Here is a 21,414-nt window from a genome sequence, read left to right on the forward strand (position 1 = left end):
AGAAAAAGGAGGCACTAACGGTTAAATAGCCCGATGAAAGGAATATCATCGGGCATAAGGCGATTATGCGAGAACCAAATCTCCCTGCGGATGGCAGGAGCAGGCCAGCACGTAACCTTCAGCGATTTCGGCGTCGGTCAGCGTCATTGTGCTGCTCACCGTATATTCACCGGAAACCACTTTCGTCTTACAGCAGCCGCAAACACCCGCACGGCAGGCAGCGACAACCGGAACTTTATTGCTTTCCAGCGCCTCCAGTAGCGTGGTGCCAACCGGGGCGTAAAATTCTCGTGCCGGTTGCAGTTTGGTGAATTTCAGACCGCTGGTCGCCGCTTCCGCTACTGGGGTGAAGAATTTCTCTTTAAAGAAACGCGTCACGCCGAGCGCTTTCACTTCCTGCTCTACCCAATCCATATACGGAGCCGGGCCGCAGGTCATCACGGTACGTGAAGCTAAGTCAGGGACACCTGCCAGCAGTTCGCGAGTGAGACGACCAGCGATAAAGCCTTCGGTAACGTTATTTTCTGCCACCAGCGTCACCGGATAGTTGCGCCACTCATCGGCGAAAATAACATCCTGCGGCGAACGCATGTTGTAGATCACCTGCACATCGGCCTGCGGACGGTTCTTCGCCAGCCAGCGACGCATCGACATAATCGGCGTGACGCCGCAGCCTGCCGCCAGCAACAGGAATTTATCTTCTGCTTTATCGTCGCAGGTAAATTCCCCCATTGCGTCTGAAAGCCAGAGATAATCACCGCGTTTTACATCGCGCGTCAGCCACTGGGAGCCGACTCCGTCATCAATCCGCCGCACAGTCAGGGTGATGTATTCACTCACGCCTGGCGTGGAGGAAATGGTGTAAGCACGCAGCGTTTCCGCTGAGTTACGCACGCTGACCAGTGCATATTGCCCGGCGCGATATGGGTAGTAATCGTGGCAAATCAGGGAAATCGTCCACACATCCGGCGTTTCTTGCGTAATGTGATGAACCTGCATCCGCCACGGGCATTGATTCGTTGGCATCGTCATCGACAAATTCCTTACGCGCTCAACAGTTGCTTCATGTCTTCTTCAACAGTGGTGATAGAACGCAGGCCGAATTTCTCGTTCAGCACCGCCAGCAGGTCTGGTGTCAGGAAACCAGGTGCAGTCGGGCCGGTGACGATATTTTTCACACCCAGAGAAAGCAGTGTCAGCAGAATGACAATCGCTTTCTGTTCAAACCAGGAGAGCACCAGTGACAGCGGCAGATCGTTGACACCGCAGCCCAGTTTTTCTGCCAGCGTTACCGCCAGAATAATTGCTGAGTAAGCATCGTTACACTGACCAGCATCCACCAGACGCGGCAGACCTTCGATATCGCCAAACTCGAGTTTGTTAAAGCGATATTTACCACAGGCGAGAGTGAGGATCAGGCAGTCATCCGGCACGCTGGTGGCGAAATCGGTGAAGTAGTGACGCTCGCCGCGTGCGCCGTCACAGCCGCCAAGCAGGAAGATATGACGCAGTTTTTCACGGCTTACCAGATCAATCAGCGTATCCGCTGCGCCAAGCAGCGTTTGACGACCAAAGCCCACGGTGATCAGGTGCGGAATTTCGCTGTACGGGAAGCCTGCCATTTGTTGCGCCTGGGCAATGACCGCAGAGAAATCTTCGCCATCCAGATGACGCACACCCGGCCAGCCAACGATGCTGCGGGTCCAGATACGATCGTCATAAGCGCCTACGGTTGGGTCGATGATGCAGTTCGAGGTCATCACGATGGGGCCAGGGAAACGAGCGAACTCCACTTGCTGATTCTGCCAGCCGCTGCCGTAGTTACCGACCAGATGCTTGAATTTACGCAGCTCCGGGTAGCCATGCGCAGGCAGCATTTCGCCGTGGGTGTAGACATTAACGCCCGTGCCTTCGGTCTGTTCCAGCAGGTTGTAGAGATCTTTGAGATCGTGACCGGAAATCAGAATGCATTTACCCGCCGTCGCTTTGACGTTGACCTGGGTTGGGGTCGGGTGACCGTATTTACCGGTTTCGCCTGCGTCCAGAATGCTCATCACTTTGAAGTTCATCTGGCCGATTTCCATTGAACACTCAAGAAGCGCGTTCATATCGGCAGGCCAGGTTCCCAGCCACGCCATGATTTTATGGTACTGGGCATAAATATCGTTGTCGTATTGACCGAGAACATGCGCGTGTTCCATATAGGCCGCCGCACCTTTCAGGCCATACAGGCACAGCAGGCGCAGGCCGAGAATGTTTTCGCCAATCGCCGCTTTATCTTTGTTAGGGGTAAATTCTGCTGCCTGACGTTGCAGCTCGCCAAGATCATCGCTCACCAGTTGCAGGTCAGCCATCGGGTTATCGACGCGGGCGTTGGCATCTACAGCCAGGCATTGTGCTTTCAGCGCCTCGCGCAGGGCAATCGCTTCACGAGCGTAGCCGACTATACGCGGAGAATCGAAGTTAACGTTGGTCAGGGTTGAGAAAAATGCGCGTGGCGCAAAGCTGTCTACATCGTGGTTGATGATGCCGTATTCACGCGCTTTTACCGCCCAGGCCGAAAGCCCTTGCAGCGCCGCGATGAGTAAATCCTGAAGGTCAGAGGTTTCCGCCGTTTTACCACACATCCCCTGCGCGTATGAGCAGCCGTTTCCTGCCGGAGTACGGATAGTTTGTTCACATTGCACACAAAACATGATCACACCTTTTAAAGTTATATTTAATATACATGTTTAAGGTTAAGACGCTTAACGCAGGGATAAAAGGGATTTTTCATGCAACTTTAAGGGAGATTGATTTAGCGCAATTTTGGCGGCAGGGATCTACCGCCAGAGAGGTATTACGCAGAGAAAAAGGCGATGAGGATCGGCACTAACAGGCTAAGAATAAAACCGTGAACAATTGCCGCCGGGACCATATCCAGCCCGCCAGTACGTTGAAGAACGGGCAGGGTGAAATCCATCGACGTCGCACCGCATAAGCCCAGTGCGGTAGAGCGGCTGCGGCGAATCAGCCCAGGGATCAACATAATTGCAATCAGCTCACGGGCCAGATCATTAAAAAACGCCGCGCTCCCGATTACCGGACCAAAAGATTCGGTCAATAAAATACCGGAAAGAGAATACCAGCCGAAACCAGAGGCCATTGCCAGCGCGGTATTGATGGGAAGATCAAGAATAAAGGCGTTAATTAAACCACCAATTAATGAACTGGCAACCACCACCACGGCGACAATCATTCCCCGGCGATTAAGGACAATCTGCTTTAAGGTCATGCCATTATTGCGCAACTGAATACCGACGAGGAAAAGTAGCAGAATTAAGGTGTATTCACTGGCTTCGGTCGCGTGTTGTAAGAAAGCCAGTCCACTCAGACCAATGGCAAAACCAATCACTACTACGCCGCACAGTTTTAGCGACTCCAGCGCCATCGCAATACGCGACGGGAGTTTTTCTTGCTGATGGTGATTGCGCCATGGCAGGCCTCGTTCCAGCCACATAAGGGCGGCAATATTACACAGTAAAATAACGGTAATACTGACGGCAGAATAATGCAGAATCGCCAACAGGTTACTGGCGAGGTTATCGAGAAACGCCAGACTGATACCCATAAAAAAGAGAATGAGGTAAACCATCCAGCTTAATAGCTGATTAATAACTCTTAATGCAGCTTTTTGGCGAAGAGGAATGAGGTAACCCACAATCAGGGGAACCAGAATGATTAACAGCCCAGAAAACATGAAAACCCAGTCCTTGCAAAGATGAAGTCGAAATGCGCGATGACACACTACTGAAAGCGGAAGGACGAGTAAAGTTGCAATTAAAAGGAAATGTTATGCATAAGGATCGGTAGGGTATTCATTTTCATTTAAAGATATTCTTGCGCTTTAATTACAAACCGCACCGGTGTTGGTGGCGTCAAAATCGCCGAGGCGTTCCCTGAAGGCCGGGGCAGCCCACATGGATGTGGGCTGAGGGCGCGTTTTACAGGGATGTTACCTCGCGCCCGACCCGGTAGCCGCAAGGGATAAGTCGAGGGCACCGCGCAGCGGCGATTTTGTTCGCCAGAGCCCGGGGGTGCAGGGGGCGGCGGCGATTGGCCGCCCCCTGCGCGCTCCCTGCGCCAGTGACTATATGTGGCTTAACACATCAAGGAGCGCAACAGGAAGATGAATCAATATATTTAAAAAAGGCCTGACATTGCGCCAGGCCTTCTGCGTTAATTAATTACGTTTTTCCAGCAGGGTCCGGTAAATCAGACCACCGATAATGCCGCCGACAATTGGCACCACCCAGAAGAACCACAGTTGTTCTAATGCCCAGCCGCCCTGGAAGATAGCAACCGCGGTGCTGCGCGCCGGGTTAACAGAAGTGTTAGTCACCGGAATACTGATTAAGTGAATCAGGGTTAAGGCCAGACCAATAGCGATCGGCGCAAAACCAGCAGGAGCGAATTTGTCGGTTGCGCCGTGGATCACCAGCAGGAAACCTGCACTCAATACCAGTTCAACTACCAGCGCGGAAAGCATGGAATAACCGCCTGGCGAATGCTCGCCATAACCGTTAGAAGCAAAACCGCTGGCTGCCGCGTCAAAACCTGTTTTACCACTGGCAATTAAATACAGCAGCGCCGCCGCAACAATACCGCCGACAACCTGGGCAATTACGTAGCCAACGACTTCTTTTGCCGGGAAACGTCCGCCAGCCCATAAACCAATAGTGACCGCCGGGTTAAAATGACCACCAGAAATATGACCAACAGCAAAGGCCATCGTCAGAACGGTCAGACCGAATGCCAGCGCCACGCCGGCAAAACCAATGCCTAATTCCGGGAAGCCTGCGGCCAGTACGGCACTACCACAGCCACCAAAAACAAGCCAGAAAGTACCAAAACATTCAGCTGCTAATTTTCTGAACATATCCACCTCAATTAAAAATTGACCCTGTGAAAAATATGGTCGTTTTATAGGGTCGTCGTAAAAAAGTGACGACGGAAATAATGCGCGGCTATTTTAAAAACGAAGGCGAGTCATTCACCAGATAAATAAATCCAGTAAATTTGATTTAGGGCAACAGCGGGTTGCCCCATATAGTCATTTGTCTGATTGACAGTGTAGTGCAAGCAAAAGATTTAATCCTTTAGGCGTAATAAAAAATAATTTATCATGCTAATTATTTGATTTTGTTGTTTTTGCAGGCTTATCAGCAAGAGGGAGTATAACGCGATTATTCGCTCATTTTTCAGACATTTGCCATGCTTAAATGTGATGTCATCACGTATTAGCATGGCCTTTCCCGTTATACTGCCAGCGTAAAGGATAAGTCACATATTTCTGGAGGGGATATGATTCTTGAGCGCGTTGAAATTGTGGGTTTTCGCGGTATCAACCGTTTGTCGTTGATGCTGGAACAAAACAACGTCCTGATTGGGGAGAACGCGTGGGGTAAATCCAGCTTGCTGGACGCCTTAACCCTGCTGCTATCGCCAGAATCAGATCTCTACCATTTTGAGCGCGACGATTTCTGGTTCCCGCCGGGAGATATCAACGGGCGAGAACATCATCTGCATATTATTTTGACCTTCCGCGAATCGCTGCCAGGCCGACATCGGGTTCGCCGCTATCGGCCGCTGGAAGCGTGCTGGACGCCATGCACCGATGGCTATCACCGTATTTTTTATCGTCTGGAAGGGGAGAGTGCGGAAGACGGCAGCGTGATGACACTGCGCAGTTTTCTCGATAAAGACGGACATCCGATTGATGTCGAGGATATTAACGACCAGGCACGCCATCTGGTGCGTTTAATGCCGGTGCTGCGCTTGCGTGATGCCCGTTTTATGCGCCGTATTCGTAACGGCACGGTGCCAAATGTCCCTAATGTGGAAGTCACCGCGCGCCAGCTCGATTTCCTCGCCCGTGAGTTATCCTCACATCCGCAAAATCTCTCTGATGGGCAGATTCGTCAGGGACTTTCCGCAATGGTGCAACTGCTTGAGCATTATTTCTCTGAGCAGGGGGCCGGACAGGCGCGATATCGTTTAATGCGGCGGCGGGCCAGCAATGAGCAACGAAGCTGGCGCTATCTGGATATCATCAACAGGATGATTGACCGACCTGGTGGGCGCTCGTATCGGGTTATTTTGCTCGGCCTGTTTGCTACTTTATTGCAGGCAAAAGGCACATTGCGGCTGGATAAAGACGCCCGTCCATTGTTGCTGATCGAAGATCCAGAAACCCGTTTACACCCCATTATGCTTTCAGTTGCCTGGCATCTGTTGAATCTTCTGCCATTGCAGCGCATTGCCACCACCAACTCGGGTGAGTTGCTTTCGTTAACGCCGGTAGAGCATGTTTGCCGACTGGTACGTGAGTCCTCGCGCGTTGCCGCCTGGCGTCTGGGGCCGAGTGGTTTGAGTACCGAAGATAGCCGACGCATCTCTTTCCATATTCGTTTTAATCGTCCGTCATCGTTGTTTGCACGCTGCTGGCTGCTGGTGGAAGGCGAAACGGAAACCTGGGTTATCAATGAACTGGCGCGTCAGTGCGGACATCATTTTGATGCCGAAGGGATCAAGGTCATTGAGTTTGCCCAGTCCGGGCTAAAGCCACTGGTTAAATTTGCCCGGCGAATGGGGATTGAATGGCATGTACTGGTCGATGGCGATGAAGCAGGGAAGAAATATGCCGCTACGGTACGCAGCCTGTTGAATAACGATCGGGAAGCCGAACGAGAACATTTAACGGCGTTACCGGCGCTGGATATGGAACATTTTATGTATCGCCAGGGATTTTCCGATGTGTTCCACCGCGTGGCGCAAATCCCGGAAAATGTACCGATGAATCTGCGCAAAATTATCTCGAAAGCGATCCATCGCTCTTCCAAACCCGATCTTGCCATTGAAGTGGCAATGGAGGCAGGACGTCGTGGTGTGGATTCCGTACCGACGCTGCTGAAAAAAATGTTCTCACGCGTGCTGTGGCTGGCGCGCGGTCGCGCGGATTAACCGCGAAACATCGTGGCCATTTGTGGCTGAATAGCGTCGAGCATCTCATAGCGCCGACGGTATTCAGCCCGTTTTTTACTGGCGATTTCGGCAATCTCTTTTCGTGCTATCTGTGCCGGAAGGCGGTAATGGCGTTCAGCATCACATACGCCGCCAACCGACTCCCAGAACGCGTTGTAATCAGCATGGATCTTGCCTTCTTTATCGCGATAACGCAGGCTGCGGTAAATATGTGTTTCATTGCTGACGGCAATGATCTGCTCTACCTGCAAACGTTGGGCAAACAGACAGGCTGCTTCCATCACAAGGCGTTTGGGAAATAGCCCGTGGCAGGCTTTCGTCGCATTCTGGATTTCCTGATGTGGAATTTCCCATTTTGCGCCTTGCAGTCCGCCAATAAACATTGTTCTTTTCCCCTGATATTCACACAGGGTAAACGTGATCTCTGCCAGAGGAATACCTTCGCTGTTGCGGAACAGGATTGTGCTGTCACCTTCTTTATCCATTGAGATCATCATGGTCAGCTCAAGTGTGAACTGCTCGCCGTTTTTGCCTTCCAGCTTCGCCAGTTGCAGCCCGGGGGTATTCAAATATAAGCTGAATTCTTCCGCCGACATACACCCGCGGAGTAACGCATAATGGTAACGTAACGCCTCCAGCAATTGCTTACGGCTAAGATTCGCCGCAAGGTAAGGGCGATGCAGACGCACAGGCAGTCGCGGCTGGCGCGTTAACAACACATTGAGATTAGGCCAGTGGGAAAGTTCGTTCATCCACTCAACGCTTAAACGCGGCATAATCAACGAGCGCAGCAAAAATTTCTGGCGAAAACTACGGCGATGCCAGAATTTACCCGGCCGACACTGTCCACGTGCCAGACTAAGAAAAAGTGACAGGCTGCTGAGAGATTCAGATGGCGTAAAGGTCCGTTCAGTTAGCTGCGACATATTCATGAAATCAATGGTTATACATGACGTCGATTTCACCATTGCGTATCTTAACCAAACATCAATAGTGTGATTACTAACGTAAATTTTAGGGTTTTGTTGATATTTCGTTGAAGTTAATGACCCGGATTGGCATATGGAGTATTCAGAATATTTATGAAAAAGCGGAAAACCGTGAAGAAGCGTTACGTTATTGCGCTGGTGATAGTCATTGCCGGGCTGATTACGTTATGGAGAATTCTTAACGCACCCGTGCCGACTTATCAGACGCTGATTGTGCGCCCCGGTGATTTACAGCAAAGCGTGCTGGCGACCGGAAAGCTGGACGCGCTGCGTAAGGTTGATGTGGGCGCGCAGGTCAGCGGTCAGTTGAAAACGCTGTCGGTGGCGATTGGCGATAAAGTAAAAAAAGACCAGCTTTTAGGGGTTATTGATCCTGAACAGGCTGAAAACCAGATCAAGGAGGTGGAAGCAACGCTGATGGAGCTACGCGCGCAGCGGCAGCAGGCGGAAGCGGAGCTGAAACTGGCGCGGGTGACGTATTCCCGTCAGCAACGTCTGGCACAAACGCAGGCGGTTTCACAGCAGGATCTCGATACCGCCGCGACGGAGATGGCTGTGAAACAGGCGCAAATTGGCACCATTGACGCGCAAATCAAGCGCAATCAGGCCTCACTCGATACGGCTAAAACCAATCTCGATTACACCCGCATCGTTGCCCCGATGGCCGGGGAAGTCACGCAAATCACCACTCTGCAAGGCCAGACGGTGATTGCCGCACAACAAGCACCGAACATTCTGACGCTGGCAGATATGAGCACCATGCTGGTAAAAGCGCAGGTTTCTGAAGCGGATGTAATCCACCTGAAGCCGGGGCAAAAAGCCTGGTTTACGGTGCTTGGCGATCCGCTGACGCGCTACGAAGGGCAAATCAAGGATGTGCTACCGACGCCGGAAAAGGTTAACGACGCTATTTTCTATTACGCCCGTTTTGAAGTCCCCAACCCCAATGGTTTGCTGCGGCTGGATATGACCGCGCAAGTGCATATTCAGCTCACCGATGTGAAAAATGTGCTGACGATCCCTCTGTCGGCGTTAGGCGATCCGGTTGGCGATAATCGTTATAAAGTCAAATTGTTGCGTAATGGTGAAACACGCGAACGTGAAGTGACGATTGGCGCACGTAACGATACCGATGTTGAGATTGTCAAAGGGCTGGACGCGGGCGATGAAGTGGTGATTGGTGAGGCCAAACCAGGAGCTGCACAATGACGCCTTTGCTCGAATTAAAGGATATTCGTCGCAGCTATCCTGCCGGTGATGAGCAGGTTGAGGTGCTGAAGGGCATCACCCTCGATATTTATGCTGGTGAGATGGTGGCGATTGTCGGCGCTTCGGGTTCCGGTAAATCGACCCTGATGAATATTCTCGGCTGCCTGGATAAGGCCACCAGCGGCACCTATCGCGTAGCCGGTCAGGATGTTGCCACGCTGGACGCCGATGCGCTGGCGCAACTGCGTCGCGAACACTTCGGCTTTATTTTCCAGCGTTACCATTTGCTTTCGCATTTAACCGCCGAGCAGAACGTTGAAGTACCCGCCGTCTATGCCGGTCTTGAGCGGAAACAGCGGCTGCTTCGCGCCCAGGAGTTGCTGCAACGACTGGGGCTGGAAGACCGTACAGAGTATTATCCGGCACAGCTTTCGGGTGGTCAGCAACAGCGCGTCAGCATCGCGCGGGCATTGATGAACGGCGGTCAGGTAATTCTTGCCGATGAACCAACCGGCGCACTGGACAGCCATTCTGGCGAAGAGGTGATGGCGATCCTGCATCAGCTGCGTGATCGCGGGCATACGGTGATTATCGTTACCCACGATCCGCAGGTCGCTGCTCAGGCCGAGCGGGTGATCGAAATTCGCGACGGCGAAATTGTGCGCAATCCTCCCGCCGTTGAAAAAGTGAATGTTGCTGGCGGGACGGAACCTGTTGTCAACACGGCCTCTGGCTGGCGGCAGTTTGTCAGTGGTTTTAACGAGGCGCTGACGATGGCATGGAGGGCGCTGGCAGCGAATAAAATGCGTACTTTACTGACCATGCTGGGGATTATTATCGGTATTGCGTCGGTGGTTTCAATTGTCGTGGTGGGCGACGCCGCCAAACAAATGGTGCTGGCGGATATTCGTTCTATTGGTACGAATACTATTGATGTCTATCCCGGGAAAGATTTTGGCGATGACGATCCGCAATATCAGCAGGCGCTGAAGTACGATGACTTAATCGCCATCCAAAAACAACCGTGGGTCGCCTCAGCCACACCTGCCGTCTCGCAAAACCTGCGCCTGCGTTATAACAATGTTGATGTTGCTGCCAGTGCCAATGGCGTGAGCGGCGATTATTTTAATGTCTATGGCATGACCTTCAGTGAAGGGAACACCTTTAATCAGGAGCAGCTGAACGGTCGTGCGCAGGTGGTGGTGCTCGACAGTAATACTCGCCGCCAGCTTTTCCCCCATAAAGCAGATGTGGTTGGCGAGGTGATTCTGGTCGGCAATATGCCCGCCAGAGTCATTGGTGTGGCGGAAGAAAAACAGTCGATGTTTGGTAGCAGTAAAGTGCTGCGTGTCTGGCTACCTTACAGCACGATGTCCGGGCGAGTTATGGGCCAGTCGTGGCTGAACTCCATTACTGTCAGGGTGAAAGAAGGATTTGACAGCGCCGAGGCGGAACAGCAACTCACGCGTTTACTTTCACTGCGCCACGGTAAGAAGGATTTCTTTACCTGGAACATGGACGGCGTCTTGAAAACCGTTGAAAAGACCACACGTACTTTACAACTGTTTCTTACGCTGGTGGCGGTGATTTCGCTGGTGGTGGGCGGTATTGGTGTAATGAATATTATGCTGGTGTCAGTGACCGAGCGGACGCGGGAAATTGGCATTCGCATGGCTGTAGGTGCGCGAGCAAGCGATGTTTTGCAACAGTTCCTGATCGAAGCCGTGCTGGTTTGCCTGGTCGGTGGCGCGTTGGGAATAACACTGTCACTGTTAATTGCTTTCACCTTGCAGCTTTTCTTACCCGGCTGGGAGATTGGTTTTTCACCTTTGGCGCTGCTGCTGGCGTTTCTCTGCTCGACGGTCACCGGGATTTTATTTGGCTGGTTACCCGCACGAAATGCGGCACGACTGGATCCAGTAGATGCTCTGGCACGAGAGTAATTTTGAGATAAAAATGCCAGCCGATCGGGCTGGCATTTTGCCTTTAGGATGTACACAATGAGACAGAAGAGCTATGCGACTGCCGCTTCTACTTCGACGGGCACAATAACACTGGCGTGATTGCCTTTTGGCCCCTGGTGGACATCAAACTGAACGGATTGTCCAGCTTTTAGCGTTCTGTAACCATCCATCTGAATGGTGGAATAATGAGCGAAAATATCTTCGCCGCCGCCTTCAGGGCAGATGAAACCAAACCCTTTGGCATTGTTGAACCACTTAACAGTACCCTTTTCCATGCTTCGACATCCTTCGCAAATCTTATACAAGTAAGATGGAATAAACCGGGGTCAGAGAGGGGGCTGTTCAAAACCTCGCCAACTCTAGAAATACAATTTAGAGAATTAGGGCGAGCCGTCAAGCATTTGACAGGGGCCAGGGGGCAGGTATGAATCAAAAATTTGAAGCAGTTAACGCTATTGACAGGAATGTGACAGATGTCGCTGATGCCAACGATAGATGATAGTTATCTATCATGTGGAGTAGATTGGTCAGGCAAATAAGCTCTTGTCAGCGGCAGGGCGTTCTGCCGATAACCGTAACCGAAGATGATAACTGACAATGGGTAAAACGAACGACTGGCTGGACTTTGATCAACTGGCGGAAGAAAAAGTTCGCGACGCGCTAAAACCGCCATCTATGTATAAAGTGATATTAGTCAATGATGATTACACTCCGATGGAGTTTGTTATTGACGTGTTACAAAAATTCTTTTCTTATGATGTAGAACGTGCAACGCAATTGATGCTCGCTGTTCACTACCAGGGGAAGGCCATTTGCGGAGTCTTTACCGCCGAGGTTGCAGAAACCAAAGTGGCGATGGTGAACAAGTACGCGAGGGAGAATGAGCATCCATTGCTGTGTACGCTAGAAAAAGCCTGAATGCAGGCATAAAAATTGGGGGAGGTGCCTATGCTCAATCAAGAACTGGAACTCAGTTTAAATATGGCTTTCGCCAGAGCGCGCGAGCACCGTCATGAGTTTATGACCGTCGAGCACTTGTTACTGGCGCTGCTCAGTAACCCATCTGCCCGGGAGGCGCTGGAAGCGTGTTCTGTGGATTTGGTTGCGCTCCGTCAGGAACTGGAAGCCTTTATTGAACAAACCACACCCGTTCTGCCTGCCAGTGAAGAGGAGCGCGACACACAGCCGACGCTGAGTTTTCAGCGTGTACTGCAACGTGCGGTCTTCCATGTCCAGTCCTCCGGTCGCAATGAGGTTACCGGTGCAAACGTTCTGGTCGCTATTTTTAGCGAACAGGAGTCGCAGGCGGCATATCTGTTGCGTAAACATGAAGTCAGCCGTCTCGATGTGGTGAACTTTATCTCTCATGGCACGCGTAAAGACGAGCCGACACAGTCTTCTGATCCTGGCAGCCAGCCAAACAGCGAAGAACAAGCTGGTGGGGAGGAACGTATGGAGAATTTCACGACGAACCTGAATCAGCTTGCGCGCGTGGGAGGAATCGACCCACTGATTGGTCGTGAGAAGGAGCTGGAGCGTGCTATTCAGGTTCTCTGCCGTCGCCGTAAAAACAACCCGCTGCTGGTGGGGGAATCTGGTGTCGGTAAAACCGCGATTGCGGAAGGTCTTGCCTGGCGAATTGTTCAGGGCGATGTGCCGGAAGTGATGGCTGACTGTACGATTTACTCTCTCGATATCGGTTCTCTGTTAGCGGGCACAAAATATCGCGGCGACTTTGAAAAACGTTTTAAAGCGTTGCTCAAGCAGCTGGAGCAGGATACTAACAGCATCCTGTTTATTGATGAGATCCACACCATTATCGGTGCGGGTGCAGCCTCTGGTGGCCAGGTCGATGCGGCTAACCTGATCAAACCGCTGCTCTCCAGCGGTAAAATTCGCGTAATTGGTTCGACAACCTATCAGGAGTTCAGCAACATTTTCGAGAAAGACCGTGCTCTGGCGCGTCGCTTCCAGAAAATTGATATTACTGAACCGTCGATCGAAGAAACTGTTCAAATCATCAATGGCCTGAAACCGAAGTATGAAGCGCACCACGACGTGCGTTATACCGCAAAAGCGGTGCGTGCAGCGGTAGAGCTGGCGGTGAAATACATTAACGATCGTCATCTGCCGGATAAAGCCATTGACGTTATCGACGAAGCGGGCGCTCGCGCACGCCTGATGCCGGTAAGCAAACGCAAGAAAACCGTTAATGTGGCGGATATTGAGTCCGTGGTGGCCCGTATTGCGCGCATTCCAGAGAAGAGTGTTTCGCAGAGTGACCGCGATACCCTGAAAAACCTCGGCGATCGCCTGAAAATGCTGGTCTTCGGTCAGGATAAAGCCATTGAGGCGCTGACTGAAGCCATTAAGATGGCGCGTGCAGGTTTAGGTCACGAACATAAACCGGTCGGTTCGTTCCTGTTTGCAGGCCCTACCGGGGTCGGGAAAACAGAGGTGACGGTACAGCTTTCGAAAGCTTTGGGCATTGAGCTTCTGCGCTTTGATATGTCCGAGTATATGGAACGCCATACCGTCAGCCGTCTGATTGGTGCGCCTCCGGGATACGTTGGTTTTGATCAGGGCGGTTTGCTGACTGATGCGGTCATCAAGCATCCACATGCGGTGCTGCTGCTGGACGAAATCGAGAAAGCGCACCCGGACGTGTTCAATATTCTGTTGCAGGTGATGGACAACGGTACGCTGACCGATAACAACGGACGCAAAGCGGACTTCCGTAACGTGGTATTGGTGATGACCACCAACGCTGGGGTACGAGAAACTGAGCGTAAATCGATTGGTCTTATCCACCAGGACAACAGTACCGATGCGATGGAAGAGATCAAGAAGATCTTTACGCCGGAGTTTCGTAACCGTCTCGACAACATTATCTGGTTCGATCATCTCTCCACCGACGTGATCCATCAGGTAGTGGATAAATTCATCGTCGAGTTGCAGGTTCAGTTGGATCAGAAAGGTGTTTCTCTGGAAGTGAGCCAGGAAGCGCGTAACTGGCTGGCCGAGAAAGGTTACGACCGGGCAATGGGCGCACGTCCGATGGCGCGTGTCATCCAGGACAACCTGAAAAAACCGCTCGCCAACGAACTGTTGTTTGGTTCGCTGGTGGACGGCGGTCAGGTGACGGTTGCGCTGGATAAAGAGAAAAATGAGCTGACTTATGGATTCCAGAGTGCACAAAAGCACAAGGCGGAAGCAGCGCATTAATCTGATTGTCAGGTAGGTTGGTGAAGTCCGTAATCTCGAAAGAGGTTACGGACTTTTTGTTTGTAGGCTGGGGCGGTGAAAACCCTATTTTTGGAGGTGAAGGTAAGTTGTTGATAATTAATGGTGCTGGAAGGTAAGAATAAAAAAGGGTGCCAGCAGGAAAATGAGATGATTTTGCTTTATTAACAACGAGCTAAACGTGTAGTATTTGAGTTCACTGCCGTACAGGCAGCTTAGAAATCGACGGGGTGCGGTAAAACCTTTGCGAACGCGTTCACTGCCGTACAGGCAGCTTAGAAAGCTGTATTCGGCAAATGAAGTGGATGTTGATGGTTCACTGCCGTACAGGCTGCTTAGAAATTCGTACTTAACGAACTGTTGCTCCTCTGCTGGTTCACTGTCGAACAGGCAGATAAAATGCGAAAAAAGCTCGTACTTTCGTACGCGCTTTTCTTTAAATATGACGGTGAGGGGGGGATTGACTCGCTTCGCTCGCCCTGCGGGCAGCCCACTCACTGTGTTCGTGGTCTGTCCAACTGGCTGCGCCAGTTGTCGAACCCCGGTCGGGGCTTCTCATCCCCCCTGGAGTGCAATATGCGAAAAAAAAGCTCGCACTTTCGTACGAGCTCTTCTTTGAATATGGCGGTGAGGGGGGGATTCGAACCCCCGATACGTTGCCGTATACACACTTTCCAGGCGTGCTCCTTCAGCCACTCGGACACCTCACCAAATTGTTTTGCTGCCAAACCTCATGGGTGGCAACGGGGCGCTACTATAGGGAGTTGGAGTAAAACGGTCAAGAAGAATTTTAATGATAATTATTGTTTGCTCATACTGTAAACAAGTTGTGCAGTATATCTACATCGAGACAAGTTATGGATTTATACTTCCAAAGTACTTCATACATATCACAAAATAAAAAGGCCGGTTAAACCGACCTTTTACTCGTTCTTTCTCTTCGCCCATCAGGCGGTAAAACAATCAGCGACTACGGAAGACAATGCGGCCTTTGCTCAGGTCGTACGGGGTCAGTTCAACAGTCACTTTGTCGCCCGTCAGGATGCGGATGTAGTTTTTGCGCATTTTACCGGAGATGTGTGCAGTAACCACGTGACCGTTTTCTAACTCTACGCGGAACATGGTATTAGGCAACGTTTCAAGAACGGTACCTTGCATTTCAATATTGTCTTCTTTGGCCATCTAATCCTCTGGGGTATCACTACCGTAATTTGAACCGGCAAGATAATGCCGAAGTTCTGTAAATAAGTAAAGATTTGCGCGCTAAATCGCAACAAACAGGTTCGGCACATTACTCCGAAAACACACGGCTAAGCCGCACCAAAAGCGCAACGTATAAGGGAGCGGTGAGATAAACGATGGGCGTTACCTGACGCGAAAAATTCCTTATCGGCAGCGGGGTAATGAGCGTAACCAACTCTGCGACCGCAATTATAACACTCTGGGGAGAAATGTGCCGAAAACATTCATTCTTGTGGTGAAAACAAGCACCGTGGTACCCAGAAATTATTCGGCAATCGTCCGAGGCGCATTTGATTGAGATAATTGAGGTAATCCCGGCGGGGAATTTCGCAGGCACCAAGCGACGCTGTGTGATCGTTAAGGACCTGGCAGTCGATAAGTTTACCGCCATGACCAATAAATTCCTCACAGAATACCAGAAGCGCCGTTTTAGACGCATTTTCCATCCGGCTGAACATGGACTCGCCACAAAATAGCGTTCCCTGGGCCACGCCGTACATACCGCCGACAAGCTCATCTTCACGCCAGACTTCAATAGAGTGGGCATGACCGAGTTCGTGAAGGCGATGGTAGGCTTCGACCACGCCACGCGTGATCCAGGTTCCTTCTTCGCGATCGCTGGCACAGCCTTCAATGACCTGACCAAAAGCGTAATTCATCGTGACTCGATAGGGCGAGCGTTTATGAAATCGCTTCATACTACGGCTGATATGCAGTGATTCAGGCCAAAGCACCGCGCGAGGATCGGGCGACCACCAGAGGATGGGGTCGCTTGGAGAAAACCACGGAAAAATACCACGCTGGTAAGCCATTAACAGGCGCGCAGGGCTAAGATCGCCCCCCAGTGCCAGCAGGCCGTTAGGCTCACGTAATGCGCCTTCCGGGGAAGGGAAGGCTATTGAATGGCGAGAAAGCTGAACCAGGCGCATGACCGCAAAACTCCACGCAAGTCGGATCGTTCAATAATAGCTTACAAACCCTGCTTGAACTGGTAATAACGCCCCTGTCTGGCAAGCAGTTCTGCGTGAGTACCTTGCTCAATAATTTGCCCGTTGTCCATCACTATTATTTGTTGGAAACGAGAGAGTCCGCGAAGTCGATGGGTGACCATTAACACCGTTTTCTCATGCATCATTTCTGCAAGCAATTCAAGGATCTGACTTTCGGTTGTGGCATCTAAGCCTTCTGTAGGTTCATCCAGCAATACCAGCGGCGCATCATGTAACAGCGCACGGGCGATAGCCAGACGGCGCAGTTCACCACCGGAGAGCTGGCGTCCGCCTTCACCCAACCAACTGTTGAGACCTGCATCCTCGAGCAGCTTCTCCAGACCAACGCGACGCAAGATCTCCGCCAGAGCCTCATCACTACTGCCAGGTGAGGCGAGTAACAGATTATCACGCAGCGTGGCGCTAAACAGATGCACTCGCTGAGGAACAACGCTGATGGTCTGTCGTAGAGCCGCTTCATTCAGGCTGGCTATGGGGCTATCGTTAAGCAAAATCTTGCCTTGTTGCGGGTCCCATGCGCGGGTCAGCAGTTGTAACAGTGTTGATTTGCCGCATCCGGTTCGCCCGAGAATCGCTATATGTTCCCCGGCGTTTACCTGAAGAGAAATCCCTTTAAGTGCCTGTTGGGATTGCTCCGGATAAGTGAATTGAACATCCCGTAACGTCAGCGAAACGCGATCGGCAACACGAGTTTGGGTATCAGGGAAGGTGACTTCCGGTTTTTGATCCGTTAAGTCAGTGATCCGAACGGCAGAGGCAATGACTTGCCCCAGATGCTGAAATGCACCCGTTACTGGTGCCAGTGCTTCAAACGCGGCTAACGCGCAGAAGACAAACAGGGCAATTAACGCGCCGGGTTGAGCATTGCCGCCAACGCCGCCAGACGCCATCCACAGCATCAGGATCACCGCTAACGCGCCAATGAGCAGCATTATCGCTTGCGACAATGCGGTGAGTTCAGATTGACGACGTTGCGCTTCCAGCCACTGAATTTCGGTATTCTCTAACTGCGTGCGATAACGATCGCTGGCACCAAAAATGGTCAGCTCAGCTTGCCCTTGCAGCCAGGCCGTCAGTTGTTGGCGATACTGCCCGCGAAGATGAGTCAGATTTTGCCCGGTGCTTTTTCCCGCACGATAAAACAGTGGTGGCATAAGGAAAAGCGTCAGTAACATAATGCCGCCCAGCGTAAAGGCGAGGGTGAAATCAAGGAAACTTAACCCGATTGTCACCACCATAATCACCACAAAAGCGCCCACCAGCGGCGAGATAACGCGCAGGTAAAGATGATCGAGCGTATCAACATCCGCCACCACGCGGTTGAGCAATTCGCCCTGACGATAGCGCGCCAGTCCTGCAGGGGAGAGGGGCAGCAATTTGCTGAAGGTATAAATGCGCAGATGCTGCAACACGCGGAAAGTCGCGTCGTGACTTACCAGACGTTCAAAATAGCGCCCGGCAGTACGGGTGATTGCTGCACCACGCACGCCCGCAGCGGGTAGCATATAGTTGAAGCTGTACAGTCCGGCAACCCCCGCTACCGCTGAGGCCGAGAGGAACCAGCCGGAAAGTGTCAACAGACCGATACTGGCGAGCAGCGTGACAATTGCCAGCACAATACCAAGACTTAACATCCATTTATGACGTTTATACAGTGCCAGATAGGGTAGCAAAGCGCGCATTTAAATCTCCTCCTGACGATGGGCCAGTAATGTGGCGAATGGGCCACCAGCCACACTTAATTCCGCGTAACGTCCTTGCTCAATAATCTGACCATCCTGCATTACCCAAATGACATCCCAGTCAGCAAGATCTTCTAACTGGTGGGTGACCATTAACGTTGTCTGGCGCAGAGAGGCGGCATTAAGCGCCTCCATTACGCGCTGTTCACTGTGAGCATCAAGGCTGGCAGCGGGTTCATCCAACAGTAATAGCGAACAGGGATTTAGTAATGCTCGGGCCACCGCCACGCGCTGTGCCTGCCCCACGGAAAGGCGGGCAGCCTGGTCGCCAACAGGCGTATCAACGCCTTGTGGCAGGAGCGGTAGAAACTCACTGACCCAGGCGTTATCCAGCGCTGTTTGTAACTCGTGTTCGCTGGCATCAGGTCGTGCCAGTAGTACGTTATCCCGTAGTGTTGCTGCCGGTAATTGTGGGTTTTGCCCAACCCAGGAGAGATGTTTACGCCATGATTCCGGTGATAAATCGCGTAATTCTATCCCGTTGATTCGTAGCGATCCCTGATATGAGAGAAAACCAGAAAGCGCGTTCAGCAGTGAGCTTTTACCTGAACCGCTGCGACCAACCAACACTGCACGTTGGCCTGCTGGCAAAGTAAAGTTCAGCGGTCCAGCCAGCGTTTTACCTTCTGGTGATGTAATAAACAGATCCTCGGCTTCAATGGTCACCGGATCGGTTGATGCTAATTCCGCCTCACCACGTTGCGGATGGGCGAGCGGGGTTTCCATAAACGTTTTCAGACTGTCAGCTGCGCCAACAGCCTGGGCTTTAGCATGATAAAACGTACCGAGATCGCGTAATGGCTGGAAAAACTCCGGCGCAAGGATCAGGGCCAGAAAACCCGCAGCCAGCGTCACGCCAGTATCATAGTGACCAAAATCCAGCTCGCCGAGATAGGAAAAACCAAAGTAGACCGCCACCAGAGCAATTGACAGCGAGGTAAAAAATTCGAGAATGCCGGAGGATAAAAACGCCAGCCGTAGCACTTCCATTGTCCGTTGGCGGAAATCTTCCGAAGCAGAACGAATACTTTCAATTTCAGCTTCACCACGACCAAAAATACGCAATGTTTCCATGCCGCGCAGGCGATCGAGAAAATGCCCACTTAAGCGAGCAAGAGCGAGAAAGTTACGTCGGTTAGCATCGGCAGCCCCCATTCCAACCAGCGCCATAAACAACGGAATTAACGGAGCAGTGCCCAGCAGAATGAGCGCCGCAGCCCAGTTAGAGGGGAAGATAGCCACCACAATCAGCAACGGCACCGACACTGCCAGCGCCATTTGCGGCAGGTAGCGTGCATAGTAATCATGCATATCGTCAATTTGCTCGAGTACCAGCGTCGCCCAGCTCCCCGCCGGTTTACCCTGAATCCACGCTGGCCCTGCTTGTTGCAGACGGTCGAGAACCTGACGGCGGATGGCAAAGCGGATATGCTGCCCGGCGTGATAACCCACCCGTTCGCGTAACCAGACCACCCATGCGCGCAGTACAAAGGTCAGAACCAGTAACGTAAAGGGAAGCAGCAGGGCTTCACGGGGAATATTCTCCATAATCATATGTTGCAGAATTCGCGCCATGAACCAGGCCTGGGCAATGATCAATATGCCGCTCACAAAGCCCAGCAGACGAGAAATATTCAGCCAACGTTGGGAGATGACGCTTTGCTGTTTTAACCAGCGGGTTAACTCTTTTTGACGGGATTTATTCATTGCACGCTTAGCAGGTGAGTTATCAGAATTATTTGCAGAGCAATGTTACAACGAGGAAAAAATAAAGGCGACCCATAGTCGCATGGTGTCGCCTTCTTTACTTTTGTTACTGATTTGTAAAATTATTTTGCGTCAGCTAAACCATCGAGGTAGCGTTCCGCATCAAGTGCTGCCATGCAGCCTGTACCAGCAGATGTAATAGCCTGGCGATAAATGTGATCCATCACGTCGCCTGCGGCAAAGACGCCAGGGATGCTGGTCTGGGTGGCATTACCATGAATACCCGACTGTACTTTGATGTAGCCGTTTTCCAGTTCCAGCTGCCCTTCGAAAATGGCAGTATTCGGGCTGTGACCGATAGCAACAAACAGACCGGCAACGTCGAGTGACTCGATGTTATCGCTGTTTTGCGTATCGCGCAGACGAACGCCAGTGACGCCCATCTGATCGCCGGTCACCTCTTCCAGCGTACGGTTGGTGTGTAGAATGATGTTGCCGTTCTCCACTTTATCCATCAGACGCTTAATAAGTATTTTTTCCGCGCGGAAACCGTCACGGCGGTGAATCAGATGCACTTCCGAAGCGATGTTAGACAGATACAGCGCCTCTTCAACCGCGGTATTGCCGCCGCCGATGACCGCAACTTTCTGGTTGCGATAGAAGAAACCGTCGCAGGTTGCACAAGCAGAAACTCCACGGCCTTTAAAGGCTTCTTCAGATGGCAGGCCGAGATAGCGTGCAGAAGCTCCGGTGGCAATAATCAGCGCGTCGCAAGTATATTCGCCGCTATCGCCAGTCAGACGGAACGGACGATTCTGCAAATCAACTTTGTTGATGTGATCAAAGATGATTTCAGTTTCAAATTTGGTGGCATGTTCGTGCATGCGCTCCATTAATAACGGACCGGTCAGATCGTTTGGATCGCCAGGCCAGTTTTCCACTTCCGTGGTGGTGGTCAGTTGGCCGCCTTTTTCCATGCCGGTAATCAGCACAGGTTGCAGGTTGGCGCGCGCCGCGTAGACAGCAGCGGTGTATCCCGCCGGGCCTGAACCCAGGATAAGCAGTTTACTGTGTTTGGTCGTGCCCATGAGATCCCCATAGTTGTTGGCAGACAATGGGCAGAATTGTAGGGAATTTACAGACGTAAAAAAAGAGTATGACGATTTTGTTAACAATTTGTGCAATCGGCAGCATCGATAAGACGGTCAAATTCTCCCGTCATTATCACCTCTGCTACTTAAATTTCCCGCTTTATAAGCCAATTAAATGATGAATAAACGCCTCT

18 protein-coding genes, 1 tRNA gene and 2 pseudogenes are annotated in these 21,414 nt (G+C 51.6%); 6 read left to right on the forward strand and 15 right to left on the reverse strand.

Annotation, left to right across the window (positions count from 1 at the left end):
• Window positions 1-63 precede the first annotated feature (63 nt).
• From hcr to aqpZ, 4 genes are all read right to left on the reverse strand, one after another.
• The gene (gene hcr, locus ACJHYR_RS06410; RefSeq protein ID WP_000178665.1) at window positions 64-1,032 is read right to left on the reverse strand and encodes an NADH oxidoreductase; all 969 of its coding nucleotides are present in this window, start codon (window positions 1,030-1,032) and stop codon (window positions 64-66) included.
• An 11-nt stretch (window positions 1,033-1,043) separates the two neighbouring features.
• Window positions 1,044-2,696: a hydroxylamine reductase gene (gene hcp / locus ACJHYR_RS06415; protein WP_000458817.1), complete on the reverse strand. Its 1,653-nt coding sequence runs from the start codon at window positions 2,694-2,696 to the stop codon at window positions 1,044-1,046.
• 143 nt (window positions 2,697-2,839) lie between these two features.
• The gene (gene lysO, locus ACJHYR_RS06420; protein ID WP_000491136.1) at window positions 2,840-3,739 is read right to left on the reverse strand and encodes an L-lysine exporter LysO; all 900 of its coding nucleotides are present in this window, start codon (window positions 3,737-3,739) and stop codon (window positions 2,840-2,842) included.
• A 483-nt stretch (window positions 3,740-4,222) separates the two neighbouring features.
• Window positions 4,223-4,918 carry an aquaporin Z gene (aqpZ, locus tag ACJHYR_RS06425; protein ID WP_000488716.1) on the reverse strand — a complete coding sequence of 232 codons (696 nt, stop codon included), beginning with the start codon at window positions 4,916-4,918 and terminating at the stop codon, window positions 4,223-4,225.
• Between the two features lie 425 nt (window positions 4,919-5,343).
• Here aqpZ and ACJHYR_RS06430 point away from each other — a divergent pair, with 425 nt between their 5' ends.
• On the forward strand, window positions 5,344-7,002 hold the full coding sequence (locus tag ACJHYR_RS06430) for an ATP-dependent endonuclease (protein ID WP_000599806.1): 1,659 nt from the start codon (window positions 5,344-5,346) through the stop codon (window positions 7,000-7,002).
• On the opposite strand, the gene ACJHYR_RS06435 is transcribed toward ACJHYR_RS06430, so the two are convergent.
• Window positions 6,999-7,955 (reverse strand): VirK/YbjX family protein, encoded by a 957-nt coding sequence (locus ACJHYR_RS06435; RefSeq protein ID WP_001355621.1) that lies wholly within the window; start codon window positions 7,953-7,955, stop codon window positions 6,999-7,001. The genes ACJHYR_RS06430 and ACJHYR_RS06435 overlap by 4 nt on opposite strands.
• Window positions 7,956-8,105: 150 nt before the next feature.
• Here ACJHYR_RS06435 and macA point away from each other — a divergent pair, with 150 nt between their 5' ends.
• Together macA and macB are read left to right on the forward strand one after the other, a co-directional pair.
• Window positions 8,106-9,221, forward strand: a complete 1,116-nt coding sequence (gene macA, locus ACJHYR_RS06440; RefSeq protein WP_001544419.1) for a macrolide transporter subunit MacA — start codon at window positions 8,106-8,108, stop codon at window positions 9,219-9,221.
• Window positions 9,218-11,164, forward strand: a complete 1,947-nt coding sequence (gene macB, locus ACJHYR_RS06445) for a macrolide ABC transporter ATP-binding protein/permease MacB (protein WP_000188187.1) — start codon at window positions 9,218-9,220, stop codon at window positions 11,162-11,164. The genes macA and macB overlap by 4 nt, the downstream gene beginning before the upstream one ends.
• Window positions 11,165-11,235: 71 nt before the next feature.
• Here the strand turns inward: macB and cspD are convergent, their stop codons facing one another.
• Complete coding sequence (gene cspD, locus ACJHYR_RS06450; RefSeq protein WP_000410785.1) at window positions 11,236-11,460, reverse strand: cold shock-like protein CspD; 225 nt, start codon at window positions 11,458-11,460, stop codon at window positions 11,236-11,238.
• 149 nt (window positions 11,461-11,609) lie between these two features.
• Here cspD and yljB point away from each other — a divergent pair, with 149 nt between their 5' ends.
• The 3 genes from yljB (at window position 11,610) to clpA (ending at window position 14,410) form a co-directional block, all read left to right on the forward strand.
• Window positions 11,610-11,684 carry a protein YljB gene (gene yljB / locus ACJHYR_RS06455; RefSeq protein WP_001406719.1) on the forward strand — a complete coding sequence of 25 codons (75 nt, stop codon included), beginning with the start codon at window positions 11,610-11,612 and terminating at the stop codon, window positions 11,682-11,684.
• A gap of 98 nt (window positions 11,685-11,782) precedes the next feature.
• Window positions 11,783-12,103: an ATP-dependent Clp protease adapter ClpS gene (gene clpS / locus ACJHYR_RS06460; RefSeq protein WP_000520781.1), complete on the forward strand. Its 321-nt coding sequence runs from the start codon at window positions 11,783-11,785 to the stop codon at window positions 12,101-12,103.
• Between the two features lie 30 nt (window positions 12,104-12,133).
• Complete coding sequence (gene clpA / locus ACJHYR_RS06465; RefSeq protein ID WP_000934041.1) at window positions 12,134-14,410, forward strand: ATP-dependent Clp protease ATP-binding subunit ClpA; 2,277 nt, start codon at window positions 12,134-12,136, stop codon at window positions 14,408-14,410.
• Between the two features lie 117 nt (window positions 14,411-14,527).
• On the opposite strand, the gene ACJHYR_RS06470 is transcribed toward clpA, so the two are convergent.
• The 9 genes and pseudogenes from ACJHYR_RS06470 to trxB all read right to left on the reverse strand — a co-directional run bounded on the left by ACJHYR_RS06470 (window position 14,528) and on the right by trxB (window position 21,217).
• The gene (locus ACJHYR_RS06470; protein WP_012602745.1) at window positions 14,528-14,926 is read right to left on the reverse strand and encodes a hypothetical protein; all 399 of its coding nucleotides are present in this window, start codon (window positions 14,924-14,926) and stop codon (window positions 14,528-14,530) included.
• 124 nt (window positions 14,927-15,050) lie between these two features.
• Window positions 15,051-15,138, reverse strand: a tRNA-Ser gene (locus ACJHYR_RS06475).
• A 253-nt stretch (window positions 15,139-15,391) separates the two neighbouring features.
• Entirely contained in the window at window positions 15,392-15,610 is a 219-nt protein-coding gene (gene infA / locus ACJHYR_RS06480) for a translation initiation factor IF-1 (protein ID WP_001040187.1), read from the reverse strand.
• A pseudogene (locus tag ACJHYR_RS06485) lies at window positions 15,538-15,690 on the reverse strand (hypothetical protein); the annotation flags it as partial. The gene infA and the pseudogene ACJHYR_RS06485, both read right to left, overlap by 73 nt.
• A gap of 59 nt (window positions 15,691-15,749) precedes the next feature.
• Window positions 15,750-15,894, reverse strand: a pseudogene (locus ACJHYR_RS06490) (hypothetical protein); the annotation flags it as partial.
• The gene (aat, locus tag ACJHYR_RS06495) at window positions 15,895-16,599 is read right to left on the reverse strand and encodes a leucyl/phenylalanyl-tRNA--protein transferase (RefSeq protein WP_072837460.1); all 705 of its coding nucleotides are present in this window, start codon (window positions 16,597-16,599) and stop codon (window positions 15,895-15,897) included. It lies immediately after the preceding pseudogene.
• A 41-nt stretch (window positions 16,600-16,640) separates the two neighbouring features.
• Entirely contained in the window at window positions 16,641-18,362 is a 1,722-nt protein-coding gene (gene cydC / locus ACJHYR_RS06500; protein ID WP_001202195.1) for a heme ABC transporter ATP-binding protein/permease CydC, read from the reverse strand.
• Window positions 18,363-20,129 (reverse strand): heme ABC transporter permease/ATP-binding protein CydD, encoded by a 1,767-nt coding sequence (gene cydD / locus ACJHYR_RS06505; RefSeq protein ID WP_001043583.1) that lies wholly within the window; start codon window positions 20,127-20,129, stop codon window positions 18,363-18,365. It lies immediately after the preceding gene.
• 122 nt (window positions 20,130-20,251) lie between these two features.
• Complete coding sequence (trxB, locus tag ACJHYR_RS06510; RefSeq protein ID WP_000537432.1) at window positions 20,252-21,217, reverse strand: thioredoxin-disulfide reductase; 966 nt, start codon at window positions 21,215-21,217, stop codon at window positions 20,252-20,254.
• Between the last annotated feature and the right edge of the window lie 197 nt (window positions 21,218-21,414).

It is taken from the genome of Escherichia sp. WS1450 (assembly GCF_046487395.1).
Classification (GTDB): domain Bacteria; phylum Pseudomonadota; class Gammaproteobacteria; order Enterobacterales; family Enterobacteriaceae; genus Escherichia; species Escherichia coli.

Coding starts and splice junctions, on each gene's coding strand:
- hcr (WP_000178665.1), bottom strand. CDS start 1,032: ATGACGATGCCAACGAATCAATGCCCGTGGCGGATGCAGGTTCATCAC.
- hcp (WP_000458817.1), bottom strand. CDS start 2,696: ATGTTTTGTGTGCAATGTGAACAAACTATCCGTACTCCGGCAGGAAAC.
- lysO (WP_000491136.1), bottom strand. CDS start 3,739: ATGTTTTCTGGGCTGTTAATCATTCTGGTTCCCCTGATTGTGGGTTAC.
- aqpZ (WP_000488716.1), bottom strand. CDS start 4,918: ATGTTCAGAAAATTAGCAGCTGAATGTTTTGGTACTTTCTGGCTTGTT.
- ACJHYR_RS06430 (WP_000599806.1), top strand. CDS start 5,344: ATGATTCTTGAGCGCGTTGAAATTGTGGGTTTTCGCGGTATCAACCGT.
- ACJHYR_RS06435 (WP_001355621.1), bottom strand. CDS start 7,955: ATGAATATGTCGCAGCTAACTGAACGGACCTTTACGCCATCTGAATCT.
- macA (WP_001544419.1), top strand. CDS start 8,106: ATGAAAAAGCGGAAAACCGTGAAGAAGCGTTACGTTATTGCGCTGGTG.
- macB (WP_000188187.1), top strand. CDS start 9,218: ATGACGCCTTTGCTCGAATTAAAGGATATTCGTCGCAGCTATCCTGCC.
- cspD (WP_000410785.1), bottom strand. CDS start 11,460: ATGGAAAAGGGTACTGTTAAGTGGTTCAACAATGCCAAAGGGTTTGGT.
- clpS (WP_000520781.1), top strand. CDS start 11,783: ATGGGTAAAACGAACGACTGGCTGGACTTTGATCAACTGGCGGAAGAA.
- clpA (WP_000934041.1), top strand. CDS start 12,134: ATGCTCAATCAAGAACTGGAACTCAGTTTAAATATGGCTTTCGCCAGA.
- infA (WP_001040187.1), bottom strand. CDS start 15,610: ATGGCCAAAGAAGACAATATTGAAATGCAAGGTACCGTTCTTGAAACG.
- aat (WP_072837460.1), bottom strand. CDS start 16,599: ATGCGCCTGGTTCAGCTTTCTCGCCATTCAATAGCCTTCCCTTCCCCG.
- cydC (WP_001202195.1), bottom strand. CDS start 18,362: ATGCGCGCTTTGCTACCCTATCTGGCACTGTATAAACGTCATAAATGG.
- cydD (WP_001043583.1), bottom strand. CDS start 20,129: ATGAATAAATCCCGTCAAAAAGAGTTAACCCGCTGGTTAAAACAGCAA.
- trxB (WP_000537432.1), bottom strand. CDS start 21,217: ATGGGCACGACCAAACACAGTAAACTGCTTATCCTGGGTTCAGGCCCG.